Origin of the sequence: Variovorax raffinosi (genome assembly GCF_051216615.1) — a bacterium.
In the GTDB taxonomy this organism is placed as follows: Bacteria; Pseudomonadota; Gammaproteobacteria; order Burkholderiales; family Burkholderiaceae_C; genus Variovorax.
This window is the reverse complement of the sequence record NZ_JBPJZR010000022.1, coordinates 1-19,409: the sequence shown is the minus strand read 5'-3', so window position 1 is coordinate 19,409 and position 19,409 is coordinate 1. Positions and strand designations below refer to the sequence as shown.

Genomic DNA, 19,409 nt, shown 5'->3' with positions numbered 1-19,409 from the left:
CTCCTATCTGGCGATCTGTTGATCTGTCGGGTGAGGTTTTACGAGCGGCTGGGCAGGATGTCGAGCAGCGCGGCCGGCAGCTCGGCCTTCAGCGCCCACTGGCGCATGGCTTCGATGTCGGGAGCGAGGTAGCGGTCGCGTTCGAGGAAAGCGACCTTCTGGCGGATGGCGGCGAACTCCGCTTCCACCAGTGGCGAACTCTTGAGCTTGCGCTTGAGTTCGATGCCTTGTGCGGCGGCCATGGCTTCGATGCCGACCACCACCGCGGTGTTGTTGACCATGTCGCCCAGGCGGCGCGCGGCGAAGGTGGCCATCGACACATGGTCTTCCTGATTGGCCGAGGTCGGCAGGCTGTCGACGCTGCCCGGATGCGCGAGCGACTTGTTTTCAGACGCGAGCGCCGCGGCCGTGACCTGCGCGATCATGAAGCCGGAGTTGAGGCCGCCATCGCGCACCAGGAACGGTGGCAGGCCCGACAGGCCGCTGTCGAGCAGCAGCGCCAGGCGACGCTCGGAGATGGCGCCGACTTCGCTCACGGCCAGCGCAATGATGTCGGCCGCGAAGGCGACGGGCTCGGCGTGGAAGTTGCCCCCCGAGATGACTTCGCCGGTGTCGCAGAACACCAGCGGGTTGTCGGATGCGGCGTTGGCTTCGATGACCAGCACGCGCGAGGCATGCACGAGGTTGTCGAGGCAGGCGCCCATCACCTGCGGGATGCAGCGCACCGAGTACGGGTCCTGCACACGGCCGCAGTCGGCGTGCGACGGCACGATCTCGCTGCCGTCGAGCAGCGTGCGCACCGCGCCTGCGACGGCGATCTGGCCGGGCTGGCCGCGTGCGGCGTGGATGCGCGCGTCGAAGGGCTTGATCGAACCCTGGATGGCTTCGAGCGACAGTGCGCCCGACATCAGCGCGGCAGCGAAGACGTCTTCCGCGCCGAACAGGCCGGCCAGTGCCAGCGCGGTCGACACCTGCGTGCCGTTGAGCAGCGCCAGGCCTTCCTTGGGGCCGAGCACGAAGGGTTCGAGGCCGATGCTGCGCATCGCTTCGGCACCGCTGACCTTCTTGCCGTCAGCCAGCGTCGCTTCGCCTTCACCGATCAGCACGCAGGCCATGTGCGCGAGCGGCGCGAGGTCGCCCGATGCGCCGACCGAGCCCTTGCACGGAATGCTCGGCGTCACGCCCGCGTTGAACAGCGCCAGCAGCGCATCGACCAGCGCGGGCCGCACGCCCGAGTGGCCACGCGCCAGGCTCACGGCCTTGGTCGCGAGGATCATGCGCACCACCGGCGGGGCCAGCGGCTCGCCCGTGCCCACGCTGTGCGACAGCACGAGGTTGCGCTGCAGCTCCGCCAGGTGGTCGTTGCCGATGCGCGTGCTCGCGAGCTTGCCGAAGCCGGTGTTGATGCCGTAGACGACCTGGTCGTTCTCGACGATGTGGCGCACCGCCGCTTGCGAGAGCGCCATGCCGTCGCGCACCGACGGATCGAGCGCGAGTTGCACGCCGCCGGCCTGGATGCGTCGCAGCATCGCAAGATCGACCTTGCCGGGCGTGAGGGTCAGGGTGGTTTCTGGTTTGGCGGTGTGATTGCTTGGCATGTGAACCTGTCTATACAAGTGGTTGCGAGAGAAAACGTGGGTCTCTGGGGACGAAAAAAACTAGCCGGAGCTTGGGTTGCCGTCGGCTCGAAAACGGCTGCCCAGGCTGTAGCGCGAAGCGGGATGCAGACAGCGCACCCATGTCACGGGCGTGGTGCGAATCCAGGTGCGGCGCGTCAGCAGCAGGCAGGGGTCGGTGGGCGTCATCGCGAGCCGGGCGGCCTGTTCGGCGCTGGGCAGCACGGCGTCGACGACGTGTTCGATCTGGTCGAAGGGCACGTTGCGCAGCAGGTATTCGCTGGGCGGCGTGCCGCTGAAGTCTTGCTCGAGGTAGTCGGGCACGACCTGCGGATTGACGTAGCGTTCTTCGAGCTGCACGGGCGTGTCGTTCTCCCAGTGCAGGCAGGCGCTGTGGAACACCGAGTCGCCGGGGCGAAGGTCGAGCCATGCGGCCACGTCGGGCGATGCGGCGATGCGTTCGACGGCGATCATTTCGCAGCGGTAGTCGTGACCACGCTGGCGGATTTCGCTGGCGATGTTGGCGATCTGCAGCAGCGTCGATTGCGGCTTGTTCTCGGCCACGAAGCTGCCGACGCCGGCCACGCGCACGATGCGCCCCTGTTCCACCAGTTCGCGCAGCGCGCGGTTCACCGTCATGCGCGCCATGCCGAACTGGGCGACCAGTTCATGCTCGGAAGGCAGGCGGTGACCGGGCGGCCACGTGCCGTCCTGGATCTTGCGGGAGATGTGATCCTTGACTTGCGCGTAGAGCGCGAGAGTGGGCAGGTCGCGTTTCATCGTGCTGTCGGTCAATGCTCCGCAGCAGCCATCGACTCCGCGCGAATCTCTTCAGTCAGCCGCGCCTTGATTTCCATGAACTCCGGCGAGGTCTTGATCGTGTAGCTGCGCGGATGCGGAAAGTCGACCGCGATCTCGGTCTTGATGCGGCCCGGCCGCGCACTGAACACCGCCACGCGGTTGGCCATGAAGATCGCTTCGTCGATGTCGTGCGTGACGAACAACACCGTCTTCTGCGCCGATTCCCAGATGCCGAGCAGCAGTTCCTGCATCAGCACGCGGGTCTGGTTGTCGAGCGCGCCGAAGGGCTCGTCGAGCAACAGCATCTTGGGGTCGTTGGCGAGCGCGCGCGCAATCGCCGTGCGCTGCTGCATGCCGCCCGAGAGCTGCTTGGGGAAGTGGTGCTCGAAGCCGCGAAGACCCACCTTGGCGATGAAGAACTCGCTGCGCTCCTTCTGGTCGGCTTCGCTCATGCCGCGCTCGCGCAGGCCGAAACGGATGTTCTGCGCCACGGTGAGCCACGGAAAGAGCGTGTAGCTCTGGAACACCACGCCGCGGTCGGCGCCGGGGCCTTCGATGCGCTCGCCGTCGAGCATCACCTGGCCGGTGGTCGGGAAGTCGAGCCCCGCGACGATGCGCAGCAGCGTCGACTTGCCGCAGCCCGACGGGCCGAGGATGGTGACGAAGTCGTTCTCACGCACCTCGAAGTCGATGGGCAGCAGCGCTTGCGTGCTCTGGCCCTTGTTGCCGGTGAAGACGCGCGAGACGCCCTGGATGGAGAGTTGGTTCTTCACAGTGCGGCCCATGCAAACAGACGGCGGTTCATTGCCTTGAAAGCGAAATCGGACAGGAGGCCGATGACGCCGATCACGATGATCCCGAAGATGATCTGGCCGGTGTTCAGCAACGCCTGGCTGTCGGTGATCATGTGGCCGATGCCCGAGGACGAGCCGATCAGCTCGGCCACGATCACGTAGGTCCAGGCCCAGCCGAGCACCAGGCGCAGCGTCTCGGCGATGCCAGGCGCGGCGCCCGGAATGAGCACCCGCGCGACGATGCCGCGGTTGTTGGCGCCCAGCGTGTAGGCCGCTTCGACGAGGTCGCGGCGCGCGCCGCCCACGGTGACGGCCACCATCAGCACGATCTGGAAGAAGGAGCCGATGAAGATCACCAGCAGCTTCTGCATTTCGCCCAGGCCCGCCCAGAGGATGAGCAGCGGGATGAAGGCCGAGGCCGGCAGGTAGCGGCAGAAAGAGACGAAAGGCTCGAAGAAGGCCTCGACGGTCTTCCAGGTGCCCATCGCCACGCCCAGCGGCACCGCGAACACGGCCGCCAGCAGAAAGCCGCCGAACACGCGCCACACGGTCATGCCGATGTCGTTGATGAAGCCGTACTCGGTGAAGAGCAGCCAGCCCTCCTTGACCATGGTCGGCGGGCTCGCCAGGAAGGTCGGCGACACGAAGCCGCCGAGCGTGGCGAGCGCCCACACGACCACGAACAGGACAAAGAAGCCCAGGCCCAGCAGCACGCGCGCACGCGCACCGATGGGTTCGAGCGGCGCGAACGCGCGACGGCGTACGGGGGCCACGGGCTTGGACGAGGCGGTGGTGGGCGCGGGTGCCATGCGAGGCGCCATCTGCGGCATGGCTTTACTTGACGAAGCTTGCATCGAAGGTCACGGTGTAGTCTTCAGGCGCCTTGCGGATCACGCCGGCTTCCAGCAGGATGGCCGCGGCTTCCTTCATGAAAGTGGTGATCTCGCCGGAGAAGAATTTCTGGTTGGCGGCCTTGTCCTGCCAGCGCAGGTAGGCCGAGGACTTGGCGAATTGCTCGCCGCTTTGCTTGACGGCCGAGCCCATGAGTTCATTGGCCTTGGCCGGGTCGGCCTTGATCAGGTCGAGCGCGTCGAAGTACGACTTGGTGAGCGCGGCGGCCGCCTTGGCGTTGGCCTTGAGCCAGGTGGGCGCGCAGCCGACGGTGTCCATCACCATCGGGTAGTCCAGTGTGGTGGCCAGGATCTTGCCGGCGGCGGGGTTGGCGCGCACGGTCGAGAGATACGGCTCGTAGGTCATGGCGCCGTCGTTCTGGCCGGCCACGAAAGCCTGCGCGGCGGGTTGCGGCTCGAGCGAGACCACCTTCACGTCCTTCAGCGTCATGCCGTTCTTGCTGAGCATCCAGGCCAGGCCGAAGTACGGCGCGGTGCCGGGGGCGCTCACGCCGATGGTCTTGCCCTTGAGGTCGGCGAAGGTCTTGACGTCGTTGCGCACGGCCAGGCCGTCGGCGCCGTAGGACTTGTCCATCTGGAAGATCTGCACGATGGGCACGCCGTTGGCGTTCCAGGCCACGTGCGTCTCGACCGTGGTGGCCGCGCACTGGATCGCGCCGGAGGCGAGCGCCAGGTGGCGGTCTTTCTGCGGGATCATCTTGAGTTCGACGTCCAGCCCGTTCTTCTTGAAGATGCCGGCCTTGTCGGCCAGCGAGAGCGGCGCGAAGCCGGTCCAGCCGGACATGCCGAGCGAAATCTTCGTTTCCTGGGCGGCGGCCGTTCCGGCCATGCCCGCTGCACACACACCTGCTGCCAGCAGCGAAGCGACTTTCACAACTACCGTCGTCTTGACCATGGGTACTCCTGGTTCTGTTCTTTGAGAGATGGCTCGGCGATGCACCCCGGACTCCGGGCTGCGCTCGCCTCGCATTGTTGCCAAGCGCCCCAACTTGTATATACAGGATAACCCGGAAGGTCTCTTTCGGTGCATGCCTGAGGGAAAATGCACCAGATTGCTGTCTATACAGGAAAGGCGGCGGGACGGAGGCCACTGTTGCAAACCTCGTGCCACAGTCATATCGGTGTCGCTGGGGGACAATCGGCGCCTTCCCTTTTTTCGCCCTCGCGCCCTGTCGCGTTCGCTGCCTGTGTCCTCTCTTGCTCCCCATCCCCTCGACGACGCCCCCGGCAGCGCAGCACCCGCCGACATCCTTCACGAAGTCTTCGGCTACGCGCAGTTCCGGGGCGCCCAGCAGGACATCGTCGACCACGTGGTGGCGGGCGGCGACGCGCTGGTGCTGATGCCCACGGGCGGCGGCAAGTCGCTGTGCTATCAGATCCCGGCCATCGCGCGGCAGCGCGCGGGGCATGGCGTGTCGGTGGTGGTGTCGCCGCTGATCGCGCTGATGCACGACCAGGTGGGCGCGCTGCACGAAGCCGGCGTGAGCGCGGCCTTTTTGAATTCCACGCTCGACTGGGAACAGACGCAGGACGTCGAGCGCCGCATGCTGCGCGGCGAGATCACGCTGCTGTATGCGGCGCCCGAGCGGGTGAACACGCCGCGCTTTCTGTCGCAGCTCGATTCGCTGAAGGAGCGCGGCAAGCTGTCGCTGTTCGCGATCGACGAGGCGCATTGCGTGAGCCAGTGGGGCCACGACTTCCGCCCCGAGTACCGCGCACTGACGGTGCTGCACGAGCGCTATGCGGGCGTGCCGCGCATCGCGCTCACGGCCACGGCCGACGACCTGACGCGCGCCGACATCGTCGAGCGGCTGCAGCTCGAAGAGGCGCGCCAGTTCGTCTCCAGCTTCGACCGGCCGAACATCCGCTACACCATCGTCGAGAAAAAAGACGCCACCACGCAGTTGCTGCGCTTCATCGAGCGCGAGCACGAAGGCGATGCCGGCGTGGTCTATTGCCAGTCGCGCAAGCGGGTGGAAGAGCTGGCAGTGACGCTGCGCGACGCGGGCATCAACGCCCTGCCCTATCACGCGGGGCTGGATGCGGCGGTGCGCCAGAAGCACCAGGACCGCTTCCTGCGCGAAGAAGGCGTGGTGATGGTCGCGACCATCGCCTTCGGCATGGGCATCGACAAGCCCGACGTGCGTTTCGTCGGCCACATCGACATGCCCAAGAACATCGAGGGCTACTACCAGGAAACCGGCCGCGCGGGCCGCGACGGCGGCCCCGCCGACGCCTGGATGACCTACGGCCTGAACGACGTGGTGAACCAGCGCCGCATGATCGACGAGAGCCCGGCCGGCGAAGAATTCAAGCAGGTGATGCGCGGCAAGCTCGACGCGCTGCTGTCGCTGGCCGAGGCGAGCGACTGCCGGCGCGTGCGCCTGCTGGGCTACTTCGGCGAGAAGAGCACGCCCTGCGGCAACTGCGACAACTGCCTGAACCCGCCGCAGGTGTGGGACGGCACCGATGCCGCGCGCAAGCTGCTCAGCACCATCTACCGCGTGCAGCAGCTCAGTGGCATCAGCTTCGGCGCAGGACACGTCATGGACATCCTGCGCGGCAAGTCGACCGAGAAGGTCAAGCAGTTCGGCCATGAGCGCATCAGCACTTTCGGGCTGGGTGCGGAGTTCAGCGAAGTGCAGTTGCGCGGCGTGCTGCGGCAACTGATCGCCACGGGCGCGCTGGCGGTGGACGCGGAAGCGTTCAACACGCTGAAGCTCACCGAAGGCTCGCGCGCGGTGCTCAAGGGCGAGGCGGCGGTGACGCTGCGCGAGTCGATCTCGTCACCGACGGAGCGCAAGTCGCGGCGCGAGAAAGTCGCCAAGGGCGCGCCTTCGCCGGCGGCGGCCAAGCTGGACGACGTCGGCAAGAAGCGCTTCGAGGCGCTCAAGGCCTGGCGCGCCGAGGTCGCGAAAGAGCACAACCTGCCGGCCTACGTGATCTTCCATGACGCGACGCTGGCCTCGATTGCCGAGCGCGCGCCGGCCACGCTCGAAGACCTGCAAGGCATCAGCGGCATCGGCACCAAGAAGCTCGAGGCTTATGGCACCGAAGTGCTGAGGGTCTGCGAGGCGTTCTGACACGGGCCCGGCCATGGACACCCGCCAGATGCGCTGCATTGTTGCGGTTGCCGAGGCAGGCAGCCTCACACAGGCGGCCGAACGGCTCGGCCTGGCACAGCCGGCGCTCACACAGACGCTGAACCGGCTGGAGCAGGAGCTCGGCACGCGGCTGTTCACGCGCACGCGCCGCGGCGCCGCGCTCACGCCGGCGGGCCTGGCGATCATCGATGACCTGCGCGCCAGCCTCGCCTACAGCGACACCGCGGCCGAACGCGTGCGGGCCATGAGCGCCGGGCGGGCCGGCCGGCTGACCGTGGGTTTCGTGACGCATGCGGTCTACGAAGTGCTGCCGAACGCCTTGCGCCGGCTGCGCGCCGAACATCCGCAGCTCGACGTGGTGCTGCGCGAGATGAGCAATGCCGAGCAGGTGGCGGCGCTGGAGGGCGGCCGCATCGACATCGCGCTGCTGCATCCGCCGGTGTCGGTGAATGCGCGGGTGCACGAGTTGCGGCTGGGCGAAGAGGCGATGGTCGCCGCGCTGCCGGCCGACTGGCCGCTGGCCGACGACGGCTGCGTGTCGCTCGCCGACATCGCCCGGCACGGCCTGGTGTGGTTTCCGGAAGAGCAGATCCCCGCCCTGCGCGCCCAGTTGCTCGGCGCGCTGCGCCGCGCCGGCCATGAAACGCGGGTGGTGCAGGACGCCAATCGCACGCTGACGGTGCTGGCCTGCGTGGCGGCGGGCCTGGGCTGGTCGCTGCTGCCGCGCTCGGTGCGCGCGCTGCAGCACGAGGGCGTGCGCTATGCCGAAGTGCGCGATGGCGTGGGACTGCCGGCCTTCGAGCTGTCGGCGCTGTGGCTGGCGCGGTCGCGCCCGACCTTCGCGGACGCTTTCGCCGCGTTGCTGCACGGCTAGAAGGCGAATCGGGGCGAAGCGGGCCGCATCGGGGCCTGCGTCATGCGCCGTCAATCCATCTGGATCTTGTTGTCCTTCGCGAGCCGGGTCCACTTGGTGATCTCGGCGCGGCGGAAGCTGTCGAGCTCGGCCGGGCTGGAGCCGATGACCTCGGCGCCGAGCGCTTCGAGCCGGGTGCGCACCTCGGGGTCGTTGAGCGTGGCCGCGAATTCCTTCGACAGCCGCTCCACCACGGGCGCCGGCGTGCCGGCCGGCACGAACACCGCATTCCATTCGTAGACCTCGTAGCCGGGCAGGCCGGCCTCGGCCACGGTGGGCAACTGTGGCAGTGCGTGCGCATGGGTCTTGCCGGTCACGGCCAGCGCGCGCAGCTTGCCGCCCTGAATGAAGGGCAGGCTGGACGCAAGGCTGGCGAAGAACACGGGAACGTGCCCCGACATCACGTCGGTGAGCGCCGGACCGCCGCCCTTGTAGGCCACGTGCGTCATCTGGACGCCGGCCATCGAGGCGAACAACTCGCCCGCCAGATGCTGCGCCGAACCGTTGCCCGACGAGGCGTAGTTGATGCCGCCCGGCTTCGCTTTTGCCTGTGCGATCAGGTCGGCGACGCTCTTGATCGGTGCCGACGGGTTCACCACGAGCACGTTGGGCACCTTCACCAGCAGTGACACCGGCGCCAGTTCGCGCAGCGTGTCGAAGGGCATCTTGCGCAGCGCGGGGTTCTGGGCGTGGTTGGAGGCGTCGAGCATCACGGTGTAGCCGTCCGGCGCGCTCTTGGCGACCAGGTCGCCGCCGATGGCGCCACCGGCGCCGCCGCGGTTGTCGATCACCACCGGCTGGCCCAGCCTGGCCGAGAGCTTGGGCGCGATGATGCGGGCGACCGCATCGACCGTGCCGCCCGGCGGATAGCTCACGACGAGCCTGACGGGCTTGGCCGGCCATGCCTGGGCATGCACCGACAGCGCGGCCAGCAGCAAGGCCGCGCCCGCGCAAGCACGGGGGATGGCGCGCCACAGGCGCGCGCGAGAGAGTTCATGGGGCATCGATGTCTCCTGTCTTGAATTTGAACAATTGCGCGGGCGTGTCGACCAGGATGCGGCGACGCGCGGTCTCGTCGGGCACCCAGTCGGCCAGCAGCGCATGCGCGGCGGCGTAGTTCGCGATCTCGCGGTGCTGGGTGTGCGGCCAGTCGCTGCCCCACACCAGGCGCTCGGGCCCGAAGGCCTTCAGCAGGGCCTGGGCGGCATCGCGCGCGGCCGTGGCGGCCGCTGGTGCCGTCACGGCAGGCCAGTTGCGGTAGGCGGCCGACAGCTTGACCCAGACCCGTCCGCACGCCGCGGCGCCGAGCAGCCACGCAAAGCCTTCGTCCGCGATGGCGGGGGCCGACTCGGGCCGGCCGAAATGGTCCACCACCAGCTTGCAGCCGGCGTCGAGAAGGGGCTGCGCCACCTGCGCCAGATCGCGCGATTCGCGGTGCACCTCCACATGCCAGTCGAGTGCGCGCACACGGGCAAAGAACTGCGGCCACTCGGCGCGCGTGAAATCAGGAAGCGGCAGGCCCACGAGATTGAGGCGGACGCCGCAGATGCCGGCCCGGCCCATGGCGTGCAGCGCGGCATCGTCCACCCGGGGATCGAGCACCGCGACACCGCGCAGGCGCTGCGGGCAGGCGCGCAGCGCATCGAGCAAGAAGCCGTTGTCGGTCCCGAGAAAGCTGGGCTGCACCAGCACCGCGTGCGAGACGCCGTGCGCGTCGAGCAGCGCGAGATATTCGGTCAGCGTGGCGTCGTGGTCGGGCACATGGCGCCGCTGTGCCGCCAGGGGCAGGCCACGCGCGAACACATGGGCGTGGCTGTCGATGGCGGCAATGGCTGCGGTGGGCACGGTGTTGTCTCTGTCGGAATCGTTGTGCGTCCGCAGAGTGCGAACGTGGGCGAGTATCCGCAGGGCAACAGCCGTTGGGAACGCGTTTGCGGGTTGCGTTTGGATAAGCCGCGCTTATGACGCGCGCCCCGACAGCGCGCGCGTCGCGCCGTTGCCGGTCAGTTCGGCAGCACCACCGGCACCGGGCGCGTCAGCAGGTCGACATACAGCTCGAAGAAGCGCGCGTTGTCGAACTTCTTCACCACCGTCATCTTCTGCAGCGTCGGGCCTGAGGGCTGCGAGGCATAGCCGATGGAGCGGCCGTTGTCGGCGGCGCCCGGTTTGGCCACCACGTCGACATAGCGCTCCACCGTCTGCGTGGCGTAGGTCGGGTCGAGCAGGTAGGCCAGGGTCAGCGTGTCCCAGATGTTCTGGGTGTAGTTGGGGTTGGTCTCGAAGCCGTTCTTGCCGTCGAAGCCGTAGCCGTTGAGCTTCTGGAACACGTCCGTCACGGCAGTGGGCTTGGCCGGGTGCGCGATGCGGTCGTAGATCGGCTTGGTCAGGAACACGGTGTCGGTCACGTCCAGCGGCACCACCACCTGCGGGATCGGCAGCCGCACCACGAACTGCGCGGCATCGGGGTCGAACCACCAGTTGAACTCGGCCGCCTTGGTGGTGTTGCCGGGCACGTCGATGGCGCCGCCCATGTAGATGATCTTCTTGATCAACGGCACGATCTCGGGGTTCTGCTTCACGGCCAGCGCGATGTTGGTGAGCGGGCCGATGGCCAGGATGGTGATTTCGTTCGGGTTGGCCTTCACGGTGTCGACGATGAAGTCGACCGCGCTCTTGCGCTGCAGCGTGGTGTGGGTGGCGAAGCCATCGGGCGAGGGCTTGAGGTCGGCGTCGCTCTTGGGCTCGGGGCCGCCCCAGGCGCCCAGGTAGCCGTCACCGCCCGCGCCCGCGGCCATTTCGGCCTGCACGTCGGCATAGGTGTGGTTCAGCGCGTAGTTCGCGCCCGAGTAGATGCCGATGCGGTTGCCCACGCCGAGCCGCTCGACCGACATCAGCGCATCGGCCACGCCCTGCTTGAGCCACTGGTTGCCCGAGACCACGCTGATGCCCATGACCTGGACCTTGCCCGTGGCCTGCAGTTGCGCGGCCATGACGCCGAGCTGGCCGTCGTCGCTCATGGTGTTGTAGTCGCTGTCGATGAGGATCTTCTGCGCGGTAGTGCCCGGCGCCCCTCCGAATCCAAAGCCGCCCCCATCGCCCCCGCCGCCGCAACCCGCCAGTGCCGCGATGACGACGACGAACATCGTCCCGATCCATTTGCGCATCTTCTGCTCCTAAGAATTTGGTTTTCAGTCGAGGAACGCTGAAATACAAACGTTTGCGCAAAGCTTTGCGCAAACGTTTGCGAAACTCTAAGGCGCTTGCCACGGGCGTGGCAAGCGCCGTGGCCTAGGGGTTTTCCGCGAGGGTGGGGGGAGAAGATCAGCCCGGGTTGGGAAGCGGCTCGAGCAGGCGGTTGTGGCGCAATGGCGACTGGTCGATCAGGAAGGGCATCTCGGCCTCGGCCGGCTGGGTCTTCTCGATGCCTTGTGTCGCCGCCTTCGTCGCTCGTGCAGGGCAGGAGCCTGTGCTGCGCAATGCAAGGGCTGCGGCCAGCCGGGCTTCGTTCGGGTCGCCGAGCTGGTGGTCGTAGTCGTCGGACACGGCGCAGTTGGGCGTGAAGCCGTCGCCGTAGTCGCCGAAGCCCAACTGGTTCACGCCCTTGACCTGGATCGCGAAGTAGGTGGTGCCGCAGTTGTCCTGTGGATAGAAGCCATAGGGCTTGCCGCAGGTGGTGCCACCGACGAGGTTGACCGTGACACCCACGCCGCGCAGGCTGTTGATGACCGACTCGCTGGCCGAGCAGGTCTGCGAGCTCGTCAGCACGGTCACCCGGGACAAGCCGAGCGTTGGCAGGGGCGCGCGGGCGTTGCTGGTGGTGCTGTAGAACGGCATCTGGCTCTGCGCCAGCGAGAAGCGGAACGGGTTCTTGTCGTTGAAGGTCAGTTGCTCGAAGGTTTTGCCCGCCGTTGCCGACGGCGCGGCGATCATGTAGGCCAGCCGGCTGGCGATGGCGAGCTGGCCGCCGCCGTTGTAGCGCATGTCGAGCACCAGATCCTGGATGCCGCCCGGGCTCCCATTGAAGAAATTCACCGCATCGATGAGCTGCTGTTCGGCGGTCGTGATGTGGTCATTGAACAGCATGTAGCCCACATGGTTGCCACCGCCCACGTCGAGGACCGTGACGTTCTGCACCGGCTTGCTCGTGACAGTGGTCGCTTTCAGCGAATAGGACGCGGCCGGTGCGCTGCCCAACTGGAACGTGAAGTTGTGCGTCTCGCCCACAGCCTTCGGCGAGAGCGCGCCGTTGATGGTGGCGGCGTTGGCCGAGCCGGTGGCGTTGACGAAATCGACACCATCGACGGTCAGCAGCTTGGCGCCGCGTTTCAGCCCGGCCAGGTCGGCGGGCGACCCGGGCTGGACGAGCACAACGCGCAGTTCGCGCGGAGGGCTGGTGGCGATGGACACGAACTCCGCGCCGTAGCTGACCGACACGCCGCCCTGCGACAACTGGCGGTACACCTCGGTGTCGTAGGTGAAGTGAAAGCGGTCCTTGGCCTTGCCCGACTGCGTGGTGGCGGTCGTCTTGAGCACGTTGAACCAGGCGACCGGCGTCGCGTAGTCGGCGGCCTTGAGGGTGGGCGGCACTTCGCCGTACCAGAGGTAGGTTTCGTCGATCCAGCCGCGCACCCAGCTCTTTTCGTTGTCGAGCGAGCCCGGGCGATCGGGGTAGGCCGTGCGGGTGTCGGGGTTGGTGCCGCTGCGCGGCGCGGCGCACAGGCCGGCCACCGTGGACGAGGGAACGATGCCGGTATCGCCGCCGGCGGCGGGTGGCGGCGTGGTGCCGCCGGGGAGCAGGCCGAGCGGCAAGCCGCCGCCCCCACCTCCGCCGCCTCCACAGCCCACCAGCAGGCTGGCCACGGCCAGCGTGACGGCCGCAGCCCAAGCCCCAGGACGCGGCAAGCGCCGCACGTCTGTCTTGCGAAAGCCCATGTGTTCCTCCTCGTGCCCGTGGTGCCGGACGGATGTTTCGCATCGGGCGACCCTGTCTGCCCCGATGCGCTCCCCGGGTTTCACACCCGTTGTTCTGTCGCTGTCTGCTGCTGTCTGCTGCTACTGCACGAACCCCATGCCGCGCGACTCGCGCACTTCAGGCTTGATGCGGTGCTCGGCCTCGAGCTGGTCGAGAAATTCGGCGGCCGAGAATTCGACCGCGAGGATATCGGTCTGCCGTTTCACGGCGGCGAAATCTCCGGGGCAAAGCTGCGGCAATTGCGCCAGCCGCGCTTGCAGGGCGCCGGTCATGAGCGCGGCATCGCCCGCGAGCGCCTCGACCACGAACATGCGCTCGCGCTGCTCCTTGGTGAGCGGCTTGAACTTGATCTTGAAGGTGAAGCGCCGCAGCGCCGCCTGGTCGAGCCGTTCGAGCAGGTTGGTGGTGCAGATGAAGACGCCGTTGAAGCGCTCCATGCCCTGCAGCATCTCGTTGACCTCGGTGACCTCGTAGGTGCGCTGCGCGCCGCGCCGGTCCTGCAGGAAGGAGTCGGCCTCGTCGAGCAGCAGCACGGCCTTTTCGTTCTCGGCCTCCTTGAACATGGCGGCCATGTTCTGCTCGGTCTCGCCGACGTACTTGCTCATGAGGTCGCTGGCCTGCTTGACGATCAGCGGGCGGCCGACGGCCTTGGCGATGTGCTCGGCCAGCGCGGTCTTGCCGGTGCCGGGCGCGCCGTAGAAACACAGCGTGCCGTGGCCGCGCGCCTTCAGCGCCTCGACGATGCGCGGGATCTCGAAGCGGGTTTCGACATGCAGCATGTCGAGGTCGTAGGTGGTGACGCTGCGGCGATCGCCACGGCCGGTGTCGAGCGTGCCCAGGGCAAGGTCGGCGTTGCGCAGTTGCCGCTCGATCAGCCCTTCCATCGAGGCATCGTCGGTGCGGGCCAGCCCCGCGAAGCGCACTGCCGTGCGGATCTGCGCGGGCGTGAGGCCCTTGCGGCCGGCCAGCTTGGCGGTGAAGGCTTCGGACACGACCACGCCTTCGAGCGTCTTCTTCACGAGCTGCTCGCGCGCGCCGGGCGGCGGCGACTTGAGTTCGAGGTGGTACGCAAAGCGACGCCGGAAGGCCGGGTCGATCTGCTCGATGCGGTTGGTGACCCACAGCGTGGGCACGGGGTTGGCTTCGAGGATCTGGTTGACCCAGGCCTTGCCGCTCACGCTGCCGCTGGTGGGCGCGGGGATCTGTTCCGCGCGGGCCATGAACTGCGCGGCCTCGGTGCTGATCGGCGGGAAGACGTCTTCGACTTCATCGAACAGCAAGGCCGCCTGCGCGCTGCCCTTGAGGAAGACCTGCGCGATCTGCAGCGAGCGGTAGCGGTCGCGGCCGCTCAATGAATTGCCGTCGCGGTCGGCGTATTCGACCTCGAAGAGTTCGAGGCCGGCCGCCTGCGCGACGACCTTGGCGAGTTCGGTCTTGCCCGTGCCGGGTGGGCCGTAGAGCAGCACGTTGACACCGGGCTCCTTGCGCGCGACGGCGGCGCGCAGCAGCGTGACGAGCATCTGCGCGTCTTCTTCGACGAAGGAAAAGTCGTGCGGCGTAAGTGCGCTCTTGGCCGAAGGCCGCGTGAACACCGCCATCAGCTCGTTCTGGTCGCGGTACTCGCGCATCAACACAGGCGGCAGCTTCTCGCTGACCTTCATCAGGTCGGCAAGGTCGGTGATGTTGTGCTCGGAGATCAGGTTCTCGACGAGGCCGATGCGTTCGAGCCGTGAGCCCGCGCGCAAGGCCTCGCCCACTTCGCTCGCGTTGACGCCTGCGATGTCGGCGATGGCCGCGTAGGCCTCGGGCGCGTTGTTGACCTTGAACTCGACCAGCAGCGAGCGCAGGTCGCGCTGGTAGCGCGCGAGCGTGCCGTAGAGCAGCAGCGCGCGCTCGGCCTTGTTGAGCTGCAGCAGGCCTGCGAGAGCATCGATGTTCTTCTCGACCAGCGTCGACTGCTTGCGCAGTGCATGCGTGAGCCAGTCGCGTGTGACGGCGAGCACCGAGAGCAGATCCTTGGGCTGGTCCTTCGCGTATTCATCGAGGTAGAAGAAGAGCGTGCCTTCCTCATACGGACCGCGCCACACGCCATGACGTTCGAGCAGCGTGCGGCCATCGAAATTCTCGACGCCCTTCCACGCTTCGTTGCCTGCGCAGCGGCGGCCGAGGAACTCGCGCAACCGCTGCAACACCGGGGCGGGCCACACCAGGTGACGGCCCGTGAGTGACAGCAGTCCGTTGATATCGCGCCGCACATTGAAGCGCGGCCCTTGCTTGGCGGCGAGCGTGAGCACGAAGTGCGAGCACATGAGCTCGAGCACCGGCGCCTCCTTGAGGCCGGGCGAAGGCAATGCCTGCCCGCGTACCGCAGCAGCCACTACATCGACACCCGCACGCTTGACCATCAGGCAACCTCCGATTAGGAAATTCGTGGAGAGACCATAACGCAGACTTTTGGCTTCGGGAAGACCGCCCAACGGTAAAAACCCTCATGGTGCGATTCCAGCCACAATGCCCGCCATGGTCGGAATCGAAGAAATCCAGCGCGCCGCAGTGCGCCTGCAAGGTCAGGTGCTCAATACACCCTGCGTCGAGTCACGCACGCTGTCAGAAATTGTTGGCGCCCAGGTGTTCCTGAAGTTCGAGAACCTGCAGTTCACATCCTCGTTCAAGGAGCGTGGTGCGTGCAACAAGCTGGTCGATCTTTCCCAGAACGGTACACGCGGCGTGATCGCCATGTCGGCCGGCAACCATGCGCAGGGTGTGGCCTATCACGCACAGCGGCTGGGGCTGCGCGCGCTGATCGTGATGCCGCGCTTCACGCCCGGCGTGAAGATCGAACGCACGCGCGGTTTCGGGGCCGAGGTGGTGCTGCATGGCGACACGCTCGACGCGGCCCGCTCGCATGCACTGGAGCTTGCGCAGCGCGAGGGGCTGACCTTCGTGCATCCGTACGACGACGAGGCCATCATCGCGGGGCAAGGCACGGTGGCGCTCGAAATGCTCGATGCGGTGCCTGACCTCGACACGCTGGTGGTGGCGGTCGGTGGCGGCGGGCTGATCGCGGGCATGGCGGTCGCGGCGCGCGAGCTCAAGCCCGGCATCGAGATCGTCGGAGTGCAGACCACGCGCTTTCCGGCCATGGTCAACGCGGTCAAGGGCACGCACCATGTGCAGGGCAAGAGCACCATCGCCGAAGGTATCGCCGTGGGCACACCCGGCGTGCTGACGCAGGAAATCATCGCGAGCAAGGTCGACGACCTGCTGCTGGTGGACGAAGGCGATATCGAGCAGGGTGTGCTGATGCTGCTCGAAATCGAAAAAACACTGGTCGAGGGCGCCGGCGCGGCGGGCCTGGCGGCGCTGATCCGGCACCCGGAACGCTTCAAGGGCAAGCGCGTCGGGCTGGTGCTGTCGGGCGGCAACATCGATCCGATGCTGCTCGCGGCCATCATCGAGCGCGGCATGGTGCGGGCTGGCCGGCTGGCGCGGGTGCGTGTAAGCGCGCGTGACGTGCCTGGCTCGCTGGCCGAAATCACGGCCACTGTCGCCGAAGCAGGCGCTAACGTCGACGAGGTTCATCACCAGCGCGCCTTCACCATGCTGGCGGCGCAGAACGTCGACATCGAGCTGGTGCTGCAGACCCGTGGACGGGCTCACCTGGCCAGCGTGCTGGCTGCACTGAAAGACGCCGGCTTCGAGGCCGAAGAACAACATTGAGAGCCGCTTGACACTCGCGGCCTGGGGGCTCGCAACCCCCTAGACCGCCCAAGGGCTACCCGCCGGTAAAATGCCGGCAGTCTGTCTATTGCGTATTCGAGGTACTTCCCGATGTCCAACCCCACTCCCGTCGATCCGAGCCATGGCGCAGCCGTCGAAAAAGACGCCGTCGAATCGGTCGTTCACCTGATGCCCCTGGTGCTCCCGCTGGCCGGCGGCGTGCTGATGCTGCTGCTGGCGTCGATCGCCGTTTTCCTGGCCTGATGGCCTGACTGACTGACAGGCTTTCGCGGCTTTGTCCGCGGGTCGTGCAACCCGCGCTGACGCACTCTCCCAAAGCGAAACGTTTTCTCAAACGGACCTCCACGCCTTTGCAGGCACGGCGCCCCGTTCGGAAAGACGATTTTTCAACTTAGGAGACTTCCGATGAACGCACCCACGATGAAGGGCCTCACCATTCAGGCGCCCTCATACGTCAAGAACGCCAAGCTGATTGCCTGGGTGGCCGACATGGCCGCACTGTGCAAACCCGAAGCCATCCACTGGTGCGATGGCAGCAAGGAAGAGTACGACCGCCTGTGCCAGCAACTGGTCGACGCCGGCACCTTCAAGAAGCTCAACCCGGTCAAGCGCCCCAATTCATTCCTCGCGGTGTCCGACCCGAGCGACGTTGCACGTGTCGAAGACCGCACCTACATCTGCTCCGCAGAAAAGGAAAACGCCGGCCCCACCAACAACTGGATGGCCCCGGCCGAGATGCGTGCCACTTTGCATCCCCTTTTTGACGGCTGCATGAAGGGCCGCACGATGTACGTCGTGCCATTCAGCATGGGCCCGCTGGGCTCGCCGATTGCGCACATCGGCATCGAGCTGTCCGACTCGCCCTACGTGGCGGTCAACATGCGCATCATGACCCGCATGGGCAAGGCCGTGTACGAGGTTCTGGGCGCCGACGGCGACTTCGTGCCCTGCGTGCATACGGTGGGCGCACCACTCGAAGCCGGCCAGAAGGACGTGTCCTGGCCCTGCAACAAGACCAAGTACATCGTTCACTACCCGGAAACGCGCGAGATCTGGAGCTACGGTTCAGGCTACGGCGGCAACGCGCTGCTGGGCAAGAAGTGCTTTGCGCTGCGCATTGCCTCGAACATGGGCCGCGACGAAGGTTGGCTGGCCGAGCACATGCTCATCCTGGGCGTGACCAATCCCAAGGGCAAGAAGTACCACGTGGCCGGCGCCTTCCCCAGCGCCTGCGGCAAGACCAACTTCTCGATGCTGGTGCCACCCGCCGGCTTCGAAGGCTGGAAGGTCACGACCATTGGCGACGACATCGCGTGGATCAAGCCGCAGGCCGACGGCTCGCTGCGCGCCATCAATCCGGAAGCCGGCTACTTCGGCGTGGCCCCGGGCACCAACATGCTGACGAATCCGAACTGCATGCGCAGCCTGAACGACAGCGTGATCTTCACGAACGTCGCGCTGACCGACGATGGCGACGTGTGGTGGGAAGGCATGGAGCAGGACGCACCGGGCAAGGCATTGCCAGCGCATCTGATCGACTGGCAGGGCAAGGACTGGACGCCGCAGATCGCGAAGGAAACCGGCGCCAAGGCTGCGCACCCCAACGCCCGCTTCACCGTATCCGCGATCAACAACCCGGCGCTCGACGACGCATGGGACGACCCCAAGGGTGTGTCGATCGATGCCTTCATCTTCGGCGGCCGTCGTTCGACGACCGTCCCGCTGGTGACCGAAGCCCGCAACTGGGTTGAAGGCGTGTACATGGCGGCGACCATGGGTTCGGAAACCACCGCCGCCGCCGCTGGCCAGCAGGGTGTGGTGCGCCGCGATCCGTTCGCGATGCTGCCATTCATGGGCTACAACATGAGCGACTATTTCCAGCACTGGCTCGACCTGGGCAAGAAGCTCGAAGCCTCGGGCGCCAAGCTGCCCAAGATCTATACGACCAACTGGTTCCGCAAGGGTGCCGACGGCAAGTTCGTCTGGCCTGGCTACGGCGAAAACATGCGTGTGCTGAAGTGGATGATCGACCGCATCGAAGGCGAAAAGACCGAAGGCATCGAACACGTCACTGGCGTGAGCCCGCGGTATGAAGACCTGAACTGGACCGGCCTGGATTTCAGCGCGCAGCAGTTCGACACGGTGACCAGCATCGACAAGGCGGCTTGGGACGCTGAGTTGAAGCTGCACGCCGAGTTGTTCAAGCAGCTGGAACACCATCTGCCGAAGGAACTGCCGGAGACCAAGGCAGCGATTGAGCAGCGTTTGGCGGCTTGACCTTCTGTATGTGAGGTCAGCCAGGCCTGTCATAGGCTGGCATTGATCTGCAAAGCCATAGAAAGAAGCCCGGTGAATTGAATTCACCGGGCTTTTTATTTGGGTTTAAGAGACCAACGACATCCTTGGCGAGCTGCTTACTGCTGAAGCTGCTGCCTTAGATGGCTCGTTTCTTCGCAATCTCTGAGATTCTGGTTCTCTTTGGTATTTGCGTACGGCCGTTAAAGCGCCCGATCTTTGGCTGAGTGTTTTGGTTTCGGTTTCCCCAATGCAAAAATCC

The 19,409-nt window shown here is 66.5% G+C and carries 15 protein-coding genes; 5 read left to right on the top strand and 10 right to left on the bottom strand.

What is annotated here, in order from left to right; all coding sequences use genetic code 11:
- Nucleotides 1-38: 38 nt before the first annotated feature.
- The 5 genes from hutH to ACSFB7_RS36380 are packed head-to-tail and all read right to left on the bottom strand — an operon-like array spanning nt 39 to nt 5,017.
- Entirely contained in the window at nt 39-1,598 is a 1,560-nt protein-coding gene (hutH, locus tag ACSFB7_RS36400) for a histidine ammonia-lyase (RefSeq protein WP_435477198.1), read from the bottom strand.
- Between the two features lie 60 nt (nt 1,599-1,658).
- On the bottom strand, nt 1,659-2,396 hold the full coding sequence (hutC, locus tag ACSFB7_RS36395) for a histidine utilization repressor (RefSeq protein WP_435477197.1): 738 nt from the start codon (nt 2,394-2,396) through the stop codon (nt 1,659-1,661).
- A gap of 11 nt (nt 2,397-2,407) precedes the next feature.
- Complete coding sequence (locus ACSFB7_RS36390; RefSeq protein WP_435477196.1) at nt 2,408-3,202, bottom strand: ABC transporter ATP-binding protein; 795 nt, start codon at nt 3,200-3,202, stop codon at nt 2,408-2,410.
- On the bottom strand, nt 3,187-4,020 hold the full coding sequence (locus ACSFB7_RS36385; RefSeq protein ID WP_435477195.1) for an ABC transporter permease: 834 nt from the start codon (nt 4,018-4,020) through the stop codon (nt 3,187-3,189). The genes ACSFB7_RS36390 and ACSFB7_RS36385 overlap by 16 nt, the downstream gene beginning before the upstream one ends.
- A 25-nt stretch (nt 4,021-4,045) precedes the next feature.
- A complete protein-coding gene (locus ACSFB7_RS36380) occupies nt 4,046-5,017 on the bottom strand; it encodes an ABC transporter substrate-binding protein (protein ID WP_435477194.1) in 972 nt (323 codons plus the stop codon).
- 292 nt (nt 5,018-5,309) lie between these two features.
- On the opposite strand from ACSFB7_RS36380, the gene recQ reads away from it, so the two are divergent.
- Complete coding sequence (gene recQ / locus ACSFB7_RS36375; protein WP_435477193.1) at nt 5,310-7,205, top strand: DNA helicase RecQ; 1,896 nt, start codon at nt 5,310-5,312, stop codon at nt 7,203-7,205.
- 13 nt (nt 7,206-7,218) lie between these two features.
- Nucleotides 7,219-8,100, top strand: a complete 882-nt coding sequence (locus ACSFB7_RS36370; RefSeq protein ID WP_435477192.1) for a LysR family transcriptional regulator — start codon at nt 7,219-7,221, stop codon at nt 8,098-8,100.
- A gap of 50 nt (nt 8,101-8,150) precedes the next feature.
- Here ACSFB7_RS36370 and ACSFB7_RS36365 read toward each other — a convergent pair whose 3' ends face one another.
- The 5 genes from ACSFB7_RS36365 to ACSFB7_RS36345 form a co-directional block, all read right to left on the bottom strand.
- Entirely contained in the window at nt 8,151-9,143 is a 993-nt protein-coding gene (locus ACSFB7_RS36365) for a tripartite tricarboxylate transporter substrate binding protein (protein ID WP_435477191.1), read from the bottom strand.
- Nucleotides 9,133-9,984, bottom strand: a complete 852-nt coding sequence (locus ACSFB7_RS36360) for an amidohydrolase family protein (RefSeq protein ID WP_435477190.1) — start codon at nt 9,982-9,984, stop codon at nt 9,133-9,135. The genes ACSFB7_RS36365 and ACSFB7_RS36360 overlap by 11 nt, the downstream gene beginning before the upstream one ends.
- A gap of 158 nt (nt 9,985-10,142) precedes the next feature.
- On the bottom strand, nt 10,143-11,303 hold the full coding sequence (locus tag ACSFB7_RS36355; protein WP_435477189.1) for a nucleoside hydrolase: 1,161 nt from the start codon (nt 11,301-11,303) through the stop codon (nt 10,143-10,145).
- A 157-nt stretch (nt 11,304-11,460) separates the two neighbouring features.
- Complete coding sequence (locus ACSFB7_RS36350; RefSeq protein ID WP_435477188.1) at nt 11,461-13,071, bottom strand: S41 family peptidase; 1,611 nt, start codon at nt 13,069-13,071, stop codon at nt 11,461-11,463.
- Nucleotides 13,072-13,191: 120 nt separating this feature from the next.
- Nucleotides 13,192-15,516, bottom strand: a complete 2,325-nt coding sequence (locus tag ACSFB7_RS36345) for an ATP-binding protein (RefSeq protein WP_435477187.1) — start codon at nt 15,514-15,516, stop codon at nt 13,192-13,194.
- A 115-nt stretch (nt 15,517-15,631) separates the two neighbouring features.
- Here ACSFB7_RS36345 and ACSFB7_RS36340 point away from each other — a divergent pair, with 115 nt between their 5' ends.
- The 3 genes from ACSFB7_RS36340 (at nt 15,632) to ACSFB7_RS36330 (ending at nt 19,129) form a co-directional block, all read left to right on the top strand.
- Nucleotides 15,632-16,831 carry a threonine ammonia-lyase gene (locus tag ACSFB7_RS36340; protein ID WP_435477186.1) on the top strand — a complete coding sequence of 400 codons (1,200 nt, stop codon included), beginning with the start codon at nt 15,632-15,634 and terminating at the stop codon, nt 16,829-16,831.
- A gap of 111 nt (nt 16,832-16,942) precedes the next feature.
- Nucleotides 16,943-17,095, top strand: a complete 153-nt coding sequence (locus ACSFB7_RS36335; protein WP_185546130.1) for a hypothetical protein — start codon at nt 16,943-16,945, stop codon at nt 17,093-17,095.
- 162 nt (nt 17,096-17,257) lie between these two features.
- Nucleotides 17,258-19,129, top strand: a complete 1,872-nt coding sequence (locus ACSFB7_RS36330) for a phosphoenolpyruvate carboxykinase (GTP) (RefSeq protein ID WP_435477185.1) — start codon at nt 17,258-17,260, stop codon at nt 19,127-19,129.
- Nucleotides 19,130-19,409: the final 280 nt, after the last annotated feature.